Below are 12,742 nucleotides of genomic sequence, written 5' to 3'. Positions count from 1 at the left end.
CATGAAGGTCACCGACGTCATCTGCCACGTGCTGCAGTCCAAGGTGGAGCAGCCCTTCACCTCGGCCCGCGGCTGGCTCTACACCACGCGCGCCTCCTGCATCGTCGAGATCAGGACGGATGAGGGCATCACCGGCTGGGGCGAGTGCTACGGCCCCGCCATGGTGAACAAGACCATCATCGAGACGCAGTACCGCGCCCGCGTGATCGGCCGCGATCCCTTCGACGTGGAGGTGGTCTGGGAGGACCTCTACAACCGCATCAAGGATTACGGCCTCACCGGCATGACCATTGCCGCGCTGTCGGGCATCGACATCGCGCTCTGGGACATCATCGGCCGGGCGGTCCGCAAGCCCGTGCACAAGCTCATCGGCGGCGCCCACCGGACGGAGGTGCAGGCCTACGCCACCGGCCTCTACTTCATCGACATGGACCGCCTCGTCGAGGAAGCCGTGGAGGAAGCGGTGGAGTACGCGGAGCAGGGCTTCCGCGCCATCAAGATGAAGATCGGCCTCGGCGATCCGAAGCTGGACCTGCGCCGCGTGAAGGCCGTGCGGGAGGCGATCGGGCCGGACGTGAAGCTCGCCGTCGACTCCAACCACTGCTTCACCGTGCCCCAGGCCATCCGCCTGGGGCGCGCGATGGAGGAGCACGACATCCTCTGGTTCGAGGAGCCGATCTCCCCCGAGGACCATGACGGCTACGTGGAGGTCACGCGCGCCCTCGACATGGCCGTGGCCGGCGGGGAGAACGACTTCACCCGCTGGGGCTTCCGCGACGTGATCGCGCGCAAGGCGATGGACATCGTCCAGCCCGATGTCTGCGCCGCCGGCGGCATCAGCGAGTGCCGCAAGATCGCCGCCATGGCCTCCGCCCACGGGGTGGAGTGCGTGCCCCATGCCTGGGGCTCCGCCATCGGCCTCGCCGCCACCGTGCAGTTCATCGCCGCCCTGCCGGACATGCCGCCGGCCTTCCGCCCGATGCCGCCGATGCTGGAGTTCGAGCAGACGCCGAACCCCCTGCGCGACCACCTGGCGAAGGATCCCATCGTGCAGCGCAACGGCATCGTCCGCGTGCCGGACGCGCCGGGGCTGGGCATTGAGGTCGATATGGCCGTCCTTGAACAGTACAAGGTGGCCTGAGATGCTGGTCGCGCTGACCGACCCCATCGACCCGGCCGGGGAGGCCGTGCTGCGCGCCGCCGGCCACGACGTGCAGCTGCCCGGCGCGGATGGCCTGGACGCCCTCCTCGCCCGTGCCGAGGCCGTGGTGGTCCGCCGCAAGCTGCCGGACGACCTCTCCGCCCGTGCTCCGCGCCTGCTGGCCGCCGTGCGCCAGGGCGTGGGCGTGGACATGATCCCGGTGGAGGACTGCACCGCCCACGGCGTGCTCGTCGCCAACGTGCCCGGCGCCAACGCCGATTCCGTGGCCGAGTTCGCGATCGCGGGGATGCTCGCCGTCGCGCGGCGCGCGGAGACGATGCACGCGGAGCTGCTGGCGAAGGGATGGGACACCGCCCGTTCCCGCTCCGCCACGGCCTTCGAGCTGCGCGGCCGCACTCTCGGGATCATCGGCATCGGTGCCATCGGCACGCGCCTCGCCGAGATCGCGGATACCGGCTTCCGGATGCGCGTGCTCGGCCATCGCCGCGGCAGCGGCGCCATGCCGCCCGGCGTGGAGCGCGCGGAACTCGACGCTCTCTTCGAGACGAGCGACTTCATCGCCCTGGCCCTCCCGCTGACGCCGGAGACGCGCGGCCTCGTCTCCGCCGCGCGGATCGCCCGCATGAAGCCCACCGCCTGGCTCCTCAACCTCGCCCGCGGCCCGGTGGTGGACGGCGCGGCGCTGCTGGATGCCCTCCGCGCCGGCCGCATCGGCGGCGCCGCGCTGGACGTCTACGACGAGCAGCCGCTCGCCCCGGACCATCCCTTGCGGGCGCTGCCCAACGTCATCCTCACTCCGCACGTCGCCGGACTGAGCGCGGAAGCGGTGGAGCGCATGAGCACGGGCGCGGCCGAGGAGGTGGTCCGCATCCTCGCGGGCGACCGCCCCCGCTCCTTCATCAACCCCGAGGCCTGGGAGGCTTCGCGCGCGCGCCGCGCCGCCTTGGGCCATCCGGCCGAGGAGGCCGCGGCATGAAGATCTCCCGCGTCCAGGCCACCTGGTGCCGCGTGCCCATCCCCTATGAGCGCCAGCACACCAGCGATTTCGGCCGCGTTCCCACCTTCGATTCCGTCATCGTGCGGGTGGAGACGGACACCGGCCTGACCGGCTGGGGCGAGGCCAAGGCCGGCGTCGGCAGCGCGGCCGCCTGCGCCGGGCTGGCCGCCATCATCAACGACGACTACGCGCCCTTGCTGCGAGGCCAGGACCCGCGCGACATCTCCCGCCTCTGGGACGTGATGTACAACACCCCGCGGGAGGGATACGCGGTGGCCGGCGGCTACGCCCTGCCACAGGTCGGGCGCCGCGGCCTCTCCATCTCGGCGATCGCGGGCGTGGATGTCGCGCTCTGGGACATCCTCGGCAAGTCGCTGGACGTGCCGGTCTGGCGCCTGCTCGGCGGCAAGCGCGTGGACCGGATGCCTGCCTACGCCTCCGGCGGCTGGGCCGATGCCGCGAGTATCGGTGAACAGCTGCAGGGCTACTGCGACAAGGCCGGCTTCCGCGCCGTGAAGATGCGCGTCGGCGTGATGGACGGCTCGCCCGCCCGCTCCGCCGCGCGGGTGCGCGCGGCGCGGCAAAGGCTCGGCCCGGATATCCGGCTGATGGCCGATGCCCACGGCACTTGGACCGTTGCCGAGGCCCGCGCCTTCGCCCGCATGGTGGAGGATTGCGACCTCTTCTGGTTCGAGGAACCGGTGAGCGCTGACGACAAGGCGGGCATGGCCGAGGTGCGCCGCTCCTCCTCCGTGCCGATCAGCGCGGGCGAGAGCGAGTTCACCCGCCACGACTTCCGCGAGATCTGCGAGCTGCGGGCCGCCGACGTGCTGCAGCCCGACCTCGCCATCGCCGGCGGGCTGACGGAGGCGCTGCGGATCTCCGCCCTCGCCTCCGCCTACAACCTCCGCCTCGCGCCGCACCTCTGGTCCGGCGCGCCCGCCTTCGCGGCTGGCATGCACTTAGCCGTCACGCAGAGCGCCGGCTTCATCCTGGAATACTCCCTCGGCCACAACCCGATGCTGCACGACCTGATCGAGGAGAGCTTCCCGGTGGAGGACGGCCACGTGGAGATCCCGGACCGTCCCGGCCTCGGCATCACCGTGCGGGAATCCTTTCTCCAGCAGTACGGCCAGGGAGGCCGAGCATGAAGATCGCAGCCGTCGAGGCCTTTCCCACCTCCTTCCCCGTGCCGGAGGGCGGCGGCGTCGCCCTCGGCGTCGGCCGCGCCGTGAAGCGCGACGCGGTGGTGGTGAAGGTCACCACCGAGGATGGAATTGTCGGCTGGGGCGAAAGCCACCACGGCCGCGCCCACACCGCCGTCGCCGCCCTGCTCCAGACCACGCTGACGCGGCTGGTGAAGGGCATGGACGCCACCGACGTGGTCGGCGTCTGGAACCGCATCTACCGCGGCCAGCTCGCCAGCCACGGCATGGGCGCGGGCTGCGCCCTCGCCATGTCCGGCCTGGACATGGCGCTGTGGGATATCCGCGCCAAAGCCGCGGGCTGGCCGCTCTACAAGCTGCTCGGCGGCGCCGCCCGCGCGGTGCCCGCCTACGCCGGCGGCGTCGCGCTCGGCTACCAGCCGCCGGAGGAGCTGGTGGAGGAGGCGCGCCCGCACCTGGAAGCGGGCTACCGCGCCCTGAAGCTCCGCATCGGCGACACCGTGCCGAACGACACCGCCCGCATGGAAGCGGTGCGCCACGCCTTCGGCGGCGAGGTGGACATCCTGGCCGACGCCAACACCGCCTACTCCCTCGCCGATGTCCGCCGCGTGATGCCGGCCATGGACGCCTTGCAGATGGGCTGGCTGGAGGAACCCTTCCCGCCGCACGATCACCGCGCCTACCGCGAGGCCCGCAGCTACGGCCGCACGCCGCTGGCTGTGGGGGAGAACCACTTCACCCGCTACGAGTTCGCCCCGCTGCTGGAGGCGGACAGCATCGGCATCTGGCAGCTCGACCTGTCCAAGTGCGGCGGCATCACGGAGGCGCTGCGGATCGCCGCCATGGCCTCCGCCCACAAGATCGGGGTCCACCCGCACAGCTCCATGACCGGGCTGAACCAGGCCGCCACCATCCACTTCCTCTGCGCCATCGACAATGCCGGATACTTCGAGGCCGACGTGTCGCGCGGGAACCTGTTCCGCGACGCCCTGGTCAGCGAGCCCTGGCGGATCGACGCCAGCGGCTGCGTGCGTCCGAACGAGGCCCCCGGCATCGGCGTGGAGGTGGACGAGAACTGGCTGCGGGCCCACCCCGCCATCGAGGGCCCCGGCTACGTGTAGCGCACAACCCTGACGACCGCCCCGACAGAGGGCGGCGCCGAAAAGAGAGAGGAGAGGTTCATGTATCGCACCAACAGGCGCGGCCTGCCCGGCCTGATCGCCGCCGCGGCGTTCGCGGCCGGCATCGCCCTCTCGCCCGCGGCGGGCCGCGCGGCCGAGCCGGGCTTCACCCGCGACATTCGCTTCCTGAACGCCTTCGCCGCGGGCGGCACCTCCGACCTGATCGGCCGCATCCTGGCGGACCAGCTGAGTAAGCAGGTCGGCCAGCAGGTGGTGGTGGAGAACCGCACCGGCGGCGGCGGCGTGGTGGCCGCGCAGGAACTCGCCCGCAGCGCGCCGGACGGCCACACCATCCTGCTCGCCTCCATGGGCATCCTGGCCATCACGCCGCAGATGCAGACCGTGCCCTACGACGTGGAGAAGGACCTCGTCCCGGTGGCGAACATCGCCTCCGTCTATAACATCCTCGTCACCGGCCAGCGTTCCCCCATCCGCCGCTGGCAGGACCTCGCGGAGATGGCGAAGGACCGCTCCCGCACCGTCACCTGCGCCACCGTCGGCGCGGGGTCCAGCCAGCAGCTCTCCTGCATCCTCTTCGCGGCGCTGACCGGCGGCCAGATCACGCAGATCCCCTACCGCGGCGGCGCCCCGGCCATCCTCGATATCTCGACCGGCCGGGTGGACGTGATGTTCGGCAACATGCCGGAGTTCCTCGGACAGATCCGCGACGGCGGCCTGCGCGCCATCGCCTACGGCGCCGCCGAGGCCTCGCCCCTGATCCCGGAACTCCCCGTGATCTCGCGGGACGGCCTTCCCGGCTTCGTCATCCCCAGCTGGTTCGGGGTGGTCCTGCCGGGCCGCACGCCCGACGCCGTGGTGGCGCGCTGGAACGCGGAGCTGAACCGCGCGCTGGAGGCGCCGGAGGTGCAGCGCCGCTTCACGGAGAACGGGCTGCAGCGCCTCGGCGGATCGCGGGAGGACTTCCTGCGGCAGGTCGCGGCGGACCGCCAGCGCTGGGGCGGGATCATCCGCGAGCACAACATCAGGCCGGAGTAGCGACCATGGATGGGTTCCCCGCCGACCGGCCAGCGCTGATCCGCGCCCTCTTCCCCGGGGGCGTGCCGCAGCTCTGGTCGCCCAGCCTCTTCTTCTACGACGCGTCCGGCGGCTTCGACCGCGCGCGGCAGGAAGCTCATTTCGCCTTCATGGCCGGGCATGTCGGCGGCTTCCTCATCCCCGGCTCCACCGGGGATGCCTGGGAGATGGCGGATGACGAGGCGATCGCCGCCCTCGACCTCGCCATCGACTTCGCCCGGCCGCGCGGGATCGAGCTCCTCGCCGGCGTCCTGCGGCCGGACGCGGCAGCGATGGGGGCGCTGCTGGAGCGGATGGTGAAGCACCTCTGCGACCGCGCGGGCACGGCCTCCGTCCCCCGCGCCCTCGACGCCTGCCGCGTGCGCGGCGTGACGATCGCCCCGCCCACCACGCCGGAACCCCTGTCGCAGCCCGCCCTCGCCGCGGCGCTGGAGCCGCTGCTGGCCCGCGGCCTGCCGATGGCGCTCTACCAACTGCCCCAGGTCACGGGAAACCGCATGGCGCCGGAACTGCTCGCCGACCTCGCGCACCGTTTTTCCAACTTCATCCTGTTCAAGGACAGCGGCGGCACGGACGAGGTCGCCCTGTCCGGGCTGTTGCCCGCGGAGCTGGTCACCCTGCGCGGCGCGGAGGGCGACTACGCGCGCTGGCACTCCGGCCTCGGCGGCCCCTACGACGGCTTTCTTCTGAGCACCGCGAACGCCTTCCCGGCCCGTCTGGAGAGCATCCTGGCGGCCGTCGCGGCAGGGAAGGCGGAGGAGGCGAGCGCGGTGTCCGGCCGTCTCTCCTCGGTGGTGGCGGACGCCTTCGCGGCCGTGGCATCCGTGGCGGACGGCAATGCTTTCACGAACGCCAACAAGCTGCTCGCCCATGTGATGGCCTTCGGGACACGGGCGCCCTCCGTCCAGCCTCCGGCATTGCACGCGGGGAGCACCCTACCCGCGAGATGCATCGAGCAGATGATGCCCGTCCTCGAAAGGGAGGGAATGCTGCCCGAGCAGGGCTATTTCGCCGACCATCCTGCGACGGGCTAGTGGGGCACCCGTCACCCCTTCTGCGGGGATCTGCCCAGGCGACGCCCGACCGTCCTCAGCGCGTCGCCGCGGGCTCCGGCGTCGGGCTGGTGTCGTTGCCGCTGGCACGGCCCGGCTCCGTCGCCTCGCTCTCGCCGCGCTGGCCGGCGGTGGGGGCGTTGGCGCGCCCGGATGGGCCGTTCGGCTCGTCGCGGAAGATGTAGCGCTCGATGGCGCGCGCGGCCGGGCCGGCCGGGCCGGGCTGCATGGCCCGGCCGGCCGTGAGGTCGGCCGGGCGCTCCACCTGGCGCTGCAGGGCGATGTCGCTGCTGCAGCCGGCCGGGAGCAGGAGGCGGCGGGACTCCCCGCCGAAGCCGGGGATGAAGGGGCGGCGCCAGGGCTCCGCCTCGCCGAGGCAGGCGGTCGGGACCGTGCGCGCCTCCTGGATCACCACCACGGCGAGGCCGGGGCCCGGCGCGCCCTCGCCGCCGACGAGGGAGGCGACGGGGCGGTTGAGAAGGGCGGCGGAGATGGCGGCGCGGCGACCCTCCGCGATCTGCGTCACCTCCTCCGGGCGGCCCTCCGCGGGCAGCAGCACGCCGTAGCGGGCCAGCGGCCGGGCCTGGGCGATGGCGGCAAGGCCGGCGGCATCGGCCGGGTCCGGGCGGATGCCGTCCGCGGAGAAGAGGACGATGCGGCGGTCCTCCTCCACCGCCGGCGCGAAGCCGCGCGCGCGGTCCGGCGGCGGATCGGCGGTGCAGGCGGCGAGGGCGGCGGCGGCGAGGAGGGCGAGGGCGGGGCGCATCGTGCTCAGTCCACCAGGAAGCCGCCGAGGCCGCGGTTCACCGCGGGCCCCGCCGCCGCGCGCACGGGCTGCATCGGGGGCGGGTTGCGGTCGGCCGGCGTGGGCACGGGGTTCGTGCCGCGGACGGGATCGACGATGTAGGGCGTGATCAGGATCAGCAGCTCCGTCTCCGCCCGCTGGAAGCGGGAGGAGCGGAACAGCGCGCCGAGCACCGGCACGTCGCCGAGCAGGGGAAGGCTGTCCAGCCCGTCCGAGAGGCGGCGCTGGAACAGGCCGGCGATGGCCAGCGTCTGCCCGCTGGCCAGCTCCACCGTGGTGTCCGCGCGGCGGGTGATGAAGGAGGGGACGGAGTAGCCGTTGATCCGCAGCACGTTGGTGTTGGCCACCTCGCTCACCTCCGGCGCCACGCGCAGGCCGATGCGGTCGCCGGGAAGGACGGTGGGGGTGAACTCTAGCCCGACGCCGAACTTCTTGTACTCCACCGTCACCACCTGGTCGCGCTGCGGCACGGGGATCGGCACCTCGCCGCCCGCGAGGAAGGAGGCGGTCTGGCCGGAGATGGCGGTGAGGGTCGGCTCCGCCAGCAGGGAGACCACGCCCTCGCGCTGCAGCGCGTCCAGCAGCGCGTCGGCGGAGATGCGGCGGGTGTTCACGCCGCCGCTGATGGCCCCGAAGGTCTCGCCCGTGTCCAGCCCGGCAAAGGAGGAGGCGGCGCCCAGCGCGCGCGCCGCGACGCCCGCGCCGGTGACGAAGTTGAACGCGAAGCTGCCGATGGAGCCGACGACGTTCCAGTTCAGCCCGATGCGGTTGAGGTCGTTGCGCGAGACCTCGGCGAAGCGCACCCGCAGCGCCACCTGCTGGGAGCTGGCGAGGCGCGTGCGGTCCAGTGGCCGTGTGCCGGCGGGCGAGTAGGCGCGGGCGGTGGCCTCCACCTCCATCGCCTCGCCGAGGTCCCGCACGGGGCCCTGCACCATCAGCCGCTCGCCCACGAACTCCATCTGCACCGCGCTGCGCTGGGTCGGCACCGCCGCCTGGGCCGCACCGGCGGAGCGGTCCACCCGCACGACGGAGGAGGCGACGACGCCGTCCTGGCTGTCCACCGCGTGCAGCGTGGTCTGCCCGATCCGGCGGCCGTAGAGGAAGACGACGCGGGGCGAGACGATCTGCACGTCCGCGACGGCCTGGTCGGCCACCAGCACCTGCGTCACATCGCGGGAGAAGCGGATCAGCCGCCCCTCGCCGACCGAGACGCTGACGGCGCCGCCGCGCCGGGGCGGCGCGTCCTGCGCGAAGGCGGGCAGGGGTGCGAGGCCGAGGGGCGCGAGGCCCGCGGGGCCGGGCGCGGTGAGCAGCGCGACGGCCGCGAGGGCGGCGCGCGCGAGACGTCGGGAGGTCATGATGGGGTCAGGCCGCGTCCGAAGTGGTCATCCGGAAGGACGCGGCATCCGCCGTGCCGGGAACCACCCGCTGGACCACGGCATCGCCCGGCGCGCCGTGCAGCCGCACGGACCCCAGCGGCTGCACCGTAAACTCCGGCGACAGGTCCTGGAACGAGAGCACCGAAACATCCACCCCGTTGTTGACCAGCAAGCTACGAATGTGACGGCGTATGTCGAGCGCGCAAAGTATGACGGGTTGGGGTCCGTTCGATGACACGAGCTCCGCGCGCAGCCGTTCCGCCAGGGCCGCGGCCATGCCTTCGGGCAGCGCCAGGAAGGTTCCGGCGGGGGTGTGCCGCACGGAGGCCCGCACCGTCTCCTCGCTGCCGGCATCCATCACGAATGCGGGAATAACCCGGTCGCGATCGACGTGGGCGTGGCAGATCTGGCGCCGCAACCCCGCGCGGGAGGCCTCGGCCAGGCCGGCGGCGTCCGATTCGCGGTCGCCATGCTCCACGAAGCCCTCGAGCAGCCCGCGCATGTTGCGGACGGAGACGCCCTCCTCCAGCAGCCGCCGCATCACCTCGGCGGCGCGCTGCAGCGGCACGGCGCGCAGCGCCTCCCGCACCAGGTCGCCGTAGGAGCCCTCAAGGTGGCCGATCATCGCCCGCGCCTCCTGCAGTCCGACGAACTGGGCGGCGTGGCGGCGGAGCGCGCGGCCGGCGATCTCGGCCAGGATCTCCGGCGGCTCGGCGTGGCCGATGCCGGTAGAGACGAGGGCCGGCAGGTGCTCCCGCCCGGCCCAGAGGGGGCGCGGAAGGCCGGGCAGCTCCGCCCCCTCGGCCAGCGGCACGCCGGCGAGGGCCGCGTTCTCCGGCTCGTCCCGCAGCAGCACCGAATCGGGCGGCAGGACGCCCTCGGCAATGGGCACGGTGTCCACCTCCAGGCGGAAGCCGCCCTCGGGCAGCCCTTCCTCCGGCTGCGGGGAAACGCCGGGCACGGGGGCGCCGGTCGCGGAAGCGGCGGCGGCGCCCGCGGCGGCCAGGGCGGCGCGCAGGCGGGGGGCGGGGATCGATTCCAGCAGCGCCGGGGCCAGCAGCAGCCGCACCCGGCCCGGCGGCACGGGCGCGTCCACGGCCGATTCGGCGTCCGGCGCCGCGGCGGCCGCGCGCGCCTCCTCCACCCGCTCCGCCTCGCCCCGCCGGCGGCGGGCGGCGGCGGTGCCGAGCAGGAAGAGCCCGGCAGCGAGCGCGAAGAGGATGATCATCGGGAAGCCCGGGATCAGCCCGAGCAGGAAGGCGACGACAGCGGCGAGCCAGAGGGCGCGGGGCTCCGCGAGGAGCTGGCCGGTGATCTCCCCGCCGAGGCTGTCCGCCGTGCTGTTCTCGCCTCCCGCCACGCGGGTGACGACGATGCCGGCGGTGATGGAGACGAAGAGGGCGGGGATCTGCGAGACCAGCCCGTCCCCCACCGTGAGGATGGAGAAGGTGTGCGCCGCCTGGCCGAGGCTCATCCCGTGCTGGGTGGTGCCGACCGCCAGCCCGCCGATGAGGTTCACCACGATGATGACAAGGCCCGCGATGGCGTCGCCCTTCACGAACTTCATCGCGCCGTCCATGGCGCCAAAGAGCTGGCTCTCGCGCTCCAGCGCGCTGCGGCGGCGGCGGGCCTCGGGCTGGTCGATGTCGCCGGCGCGCAGGTCGGCGTCGATCGCCATCTGCTTGCCGGGCATGGCGTCCAGCGTGAAGCGCGCGGCCACCTCCGCCACGCGCTCGCTGCCCTTGGTGATGACGACGAACTGCACGACGGTGATGATGAGGAAAACCACCAGCCCGACGACGATGTTGCCGCCCACCACGAACTCGCCGAACACGCGCACGATCTCGCCTGCATCGGCCTGCAAGAGGATCAGCCGCGTGGTGGCGATGGCCAGCGCCAGGCGGAACACGGTGGTGATGAGGATCACCGCCGGCAGGGTGGAGAACTCCACCGGGGAGCGCAGGTAGAAGCCCACCATCAGCAGCAGCACCGCGCTGCCGAGACTGAGCGAGAGCAGCATGTCCACCAGGATCGTGGGCAGCGGGATGATCATCAGCAGGATGGTCGCGACCATCAGCGCCGCGACGGCGAGGTCCGACCGGTAGGGCAGGCGCGCGAGGAGCCGTCTCATGCCCTTTCCCCCATCATCCGGTCCCCCGTTGTCCTGTTCCCCATCGCCGCCACGCTGCGGAACAGCGCCCGCCCCTCCTCCCCCCGCCCGGCAGCGAGGAGCGCGCGGGCGCGCAGCACGCGGCCGGGGCGCGTCTCCTCCGCCGCGGGGTCGATCCGCCCGGCATGGTCCAGCACCTCCACCGCCCGTTCCCCCAGCCCGCAGGCCGAGAGGGCGGCGGCGAGGGTCCGCAGCAGCGGCGCGTCGTCCGGCCGGCTGCGGGCGGCCAGCAGCAGCAGCACGCTGGCCCGCCGCACCTGCCCCTGGCGGAGATAGACGTAGCCCAGCGCGTGCAGCGCCCCGGCAGCCTCCTCCGGGATCGCGGCGGCCGCCTCGCTCACGGGCTCACCAGGGTGCCGCGGCGCTCCGCCAGGTCGCGGTGCGCCTCCAGCTCCTGCTCGATGGCGCGGGCGCCAAGCCGGGCGATGTCGTCCTCCGGCGGCGCGTGGGCGAGGACGCCCGCCGCCACCTCCAGCAGCCCCAGCAGCCGGGCAGGGGAGGAGGGAAGGCCGCGCGGCGGCGCGACGAAGTCCAGCACGAGGGAGGCGAGGCCGCCGGGCGCGTCGGGCTCGCGGAGGCGCTCCTCCAGCCCCGCCGCGGCGGCGATGGCATCGAACTCCTCCGCCTCGCCGGGCGCCTCGATCGGCTGCGGCGCCCCCGGCGGAAGCCGGCCGCGGGCGCGCAGCAGGGCTTCCAGCTGCGGGTCGGCCCCGGGCGCCGTGGCGCCGGAGCCGGGAACGCGGTCGAGCGGCGGCATGCGCTAGAGGGTCACCACGGCCGTCTCGCTGCCCCGGCGCAGCACCACCTGGGCGCGGTCGATGCTCTCGATCACCCAGCCATCCTCCAGCACGGCGCCCTCGCCGTACTTCTCGCCGTCGGAGGCGATGAGGTAGGGCACCGGGGCCAGGGACACGGCGCGGATCCGCAGCGCGGGGCGCGGCGGGGCGATGTCCACGCCCAGGCGCGGGACCAGGGCGGGGCCGGCGCCGTGGGCGGCGTCGTACCAGCGCCGCACCTCGGCGAAGCGCGCGGTCTCCTCCGCGCTCAGCCGCCCCTCCACGAGAAGGGCGCCGCCGGCGCCGTCGCCCACGCGAAGCCGGTCGGGGCCGAGCCCGGCCGCCTCCAGCCGCCCGGCCAGGGCGGCGCGGGCCGCGGCGGGGTCGGGGCGGGCGGGGGCGCGCGCCGCGGCCTCGGTCCGGACCGGGGCGGTGGACGGGGCATCGGAGAGCAGGCGCGGGCCGAAGGCGCCGAGCCCGACAATGATGGCCACGGCCCCCAGCACGGCGCCGATGCGCCAGCGCAGGGTCTCCCGCCGGGCCTGGCGGCGCGCCTCGATGCCCGGGGGCGGGGTGAGGCGCAGCACGCTCCTGCCGAGGCGGAGATCGCCGCCGCGCGTGGCCCGGCAGCGACGGCCGGGGACGACGGGGCGCTCGCGAAAGCGCGCCCCCGCGGCCTCGGCGTGCAGCTCGGCCTCCCCGTTCTCGAGGAGCGAGAGGCTGACGCGCGGCGCTCCGGCCGCGGGGTCCGCCAGCATGATGTCGTCCTCCGCCGCCGCGCCGATGCGGTGCAGGCCGGGCGGAAGGAGCAGCGAGGCGTCCCGGTTGGGGCCGGACACCACGTCCAGCCGCCAGGCGCCGGTTCCGGTCTGCGGAACGGGGATCGGGACGGGAAGGGCGCCCCTCTGCGTGGGAGTCAGCTCGCCGGACATGCGCGTGACGAAGCCTCCTGAAAACCTGTGCCGGCCGCGGCGGCCCGGGGCCGCCCGGCGGGCAGGGGCGCGGCGTGGCGGGCGTCG

Annotated in this window: 12 protein-coding genes; 6 read left to right on the top strand and 6 right to left on the bottom strand. The window is 73.9% G+C overall.

Annotated elements, in window-relative coordinates; all coding sequences use genetic code 11:
• The first annotated feature begins 1 nt into the window (after position 1).
• From VQH23_RS04940 to VQH23_RS04915, 6 genes are read left to right on the top strand one after another with little or no spacing between them, the layout of a single operon-like run.
• A complete protein-coding gene (locus tag VQH23_RS04940) occupies positions 2-1,141 on the top strand; it encodes a mandelate racemase/muconate lactonizing enzyme family protein (protein WP_338664511.1) in 1,140 nt (379 codons plus the stop codon).
• A 1-nt stretch (position 1,142) separates the two neighbouring features.
• Complete coding sequence (locus VQH23_RS04935; RefSeq protein WP_338664510.1) at positions 1,143-2,138, top strand: NAD(P)-dependent oxidoreductase; 996 nt, start codon at positions 1,143-1,145, stop codon at positions 2,136-2,138.
• Entirely contained in the window at positions 2,135-3,310 is a 1,176-nt protein-coding gene (locus VQH23_RS04930; protein WP_338664509.1) for a mandelate racemase/muconate lactonizing enzyme family protein, read from the top strand. Before VQH23_RS04935 ends, VQH23_RS04930 begins: the two co-directional genes overlap by 4 nt.
• Positions 3,307-4,446 carry a mandelate racemase/muconate lactonizing enzyme family protein gene (locus VQH23_RS04925; RefSeq protein WP_338664508.1) on the top strand — a complete coding sequence of 380 codons (1,140 nt, stop codon included), beginning with the start codon at positions 3,307-3,309 and terminating at the stop codon, positions 4,444-4,446. Before VQH23_RS04930 ends, VQH23_RS04925 begins: the two co-directional genes overlap by 4 nt.
• 60 nt (positions 4,447-4,506) lie before the next feature.
• Positions 4,507-5,502, top strand: a complete 996-nt coding sequence (locus VQH23_RS04920) for a tripartite tricarboxylate transporter substrate binding protein (protein WP_338664507.1) — start codon at positions 4,507-4,509, stop codon at positions 5,500-5,502.
• 5 nt (positions 5,503-5,507) lie between these two features.
• Positions 5,508-6,575, top strand: coding sequence for a dihydrodipicolinate synthase family protein (locus VQH23_RS04915; protein WP_338664506.1), 1,068 nt, complete (start codon positions 5,508-5,510; stop codon positions 6,573-6,575).
• 55 nt (positions 6,576-6,630) lie between these two features.
• Here the strand turns inward: VQH23_RS04915 and VQH23_RS04910 are convergent, their stop codons facing one another.
• The 6 genes from VQH23_RS04910 to VQH23_RS04885 are packed head-to-tail and all read right to left on the bottom strand — an operon-like array spanning position 6,631 to position 12,655.
• The gene (locus VQH23_RS04910; RefSeq protein WP_338664505.1) at positions 6,631-7,359 is read right to left on the bottom strand and encodes a CpaD family pilus assembly lipoprotein; all 729 of its coding nucleotides are present in this window, start codon (positions 7,357-7,359) and stop codon (positions 6,631-6,633) included.
• Positions 7,360-7,364: 5 nt separating this feature from the next.
• A complete protein-coding gene (locus VQH23_RS04905; protein ID WP_338664504.1) occupies positions 7,365-8,756 on the bottom strand; it encodes a type II and III secretion system protein family protein in 1,392 nt (463 codons plus the stop codon).
• 7 nt (positions 8,757-8,763) lie between these two features.
• Complete coding sequence (sctV, locus tag VQH23_RS04900) at positions 8,764-10,908, bottom strand: type III secretion system export apparatus subunit SctV (protein WP_338664503.1); 2,145 nt, start codon at positions 10,906-10,908, stop codon at positions 8,764-8,766.
• Complete coding sequence (locus VQH23_RS04895) at positions 10,905-11,288, bottom strand: hypothetical protein (protein ID WP_338664502.1); 384 nt, start codon at positions 11,286-11,288, stop codon at positions 10,905-10,907. Before VQH23_RS04895 ends, sctV begins: the two co-directional genes overlap by 4 nt.
• Complete coding sequence (locus VQH23_RS04890; protein ID WP_338664501.1) at positions 11,285-11,704, bottom strand: hypothetical protein; 420 nt, start codon at positions 11,702-11,704, stop codon at positions 11,285-11,287. The genes VQH23_RS04895 and VQH23_RS04890 overlap by 4 nt, the downstream gene beginning before the upstream one ends.
• Before the next feature lie 3 nt (positions 11,705-11,707).
• Positions 11,708-12,655 carry an EscD/YscD/HrpQ family type III secretion system periplasmic domain-containing protein gene (locus tag VQH23_RS04885; protein WP_338664500.1) on the bottom strand — a complete coding sequence of 316 codons (948 nt, stop codon included), beginning with the start codon at positions 12,653-12,655 and terminating at the stop codon, positions 11,708-11,710.
• Between the last annotated feature and the right edge of the window lie 87 nt (positions 12,656-12,742).

Origin of the sequence: Pararoseomonas sp. SCSIO 73927 (genome assembly GCF_037040815.1) — a bacterium.
Taxonomy (GTDB): Bacteria; Pseudomonadota; Alphaproteobacteria; order Acetobacterales; family Acetobacteraceae; genus Roseomonas.
Note: the sequence above shows the minus strand (reverse complement) of the source record. Positions and strands in the feature narration are given on the sequence as shown.

Bases quoted from the DNA above. Each gene is read 5' to 3' on its own strand.
- VQH23_RS04940 (WP_338664511.1), top strand. From the start codon at position 2: ATGAAGGTCACCGACGTCATCTGCCACGTGCTGCAGTCCAAGGTGGAG.
- VQH23_RS04935 (WP_338664510.1), top strand. From the start codon at position 1,143: ATGCTGGTCGCGCTGACCGACCCCATCGACCCGGCCGGGGAGGCCGTG.
- VQH23_RS04930 (WP_338664509.1), top strand. From the start codon at position 2,135: ATGAAGATCTCCCGCGTCCAGGCCACCTGGTGCCGCGTGCCCATCCCC.
- VQH23_RS04925 (WP_338664508.1), top strand. From the start codon at position 3,307: ATGAAGATCGCAGCCGTCGAGGCCTTTCCCACCTCCTTCCCCGTGCCG.
- VQH23_RS04920 (WP_338664507.1), top strand. From the start codon at position 4,507: ATGTATCGCACCAACAGGCGCGGCCTGCCCGGCCTGATCGCCGCCGCG.
- VQH23_RS04915 (WP_338664506.1), top strand. From the start codon at position 5,508: ATGGATGGGTTCCCCGCCGACCGGCCAGCGCTGATCCGCGCCCTCTTC.
- VQH23_RS04910 (WP_338664505.1), bottom strand. From the start codon at position 7,359: ATGCGCCCCGCCCTCGCCCTCCTCGCCGCCGCCGCCCTCGCCGCCTGC.
- VQH23_RS04905 (WP_338664504.1), bottom strand. From the start codon at position 8,756: ATGACCTCCCGACGTCTCGCGCGCGCCGCCCTCGCGGCCGTCGCGCTG.
- sctV (WP_338664503.1), bottom strand. From the start codon at position 10,908: ATGAGACGGCTCCTCGCGCGCCTGCCCTACCGGTCGGACCTCGCCGTC.
- VQH23_RS04890 (WP_338664501.1), bottom strand. From the start codon at position 11,704: ATGCCGCCGCTCGACCGCGTTCCCGGCTCCGGCGCCACGGCGCCCGGG.
- VQH23_RS04885 (WP_338664500.1), bottom strand. From the start codon at position 12,655: ATGTCCGGCGAGCTGACTCCCACGCAGAGGGGCGCCCTTCCCGTCCCG.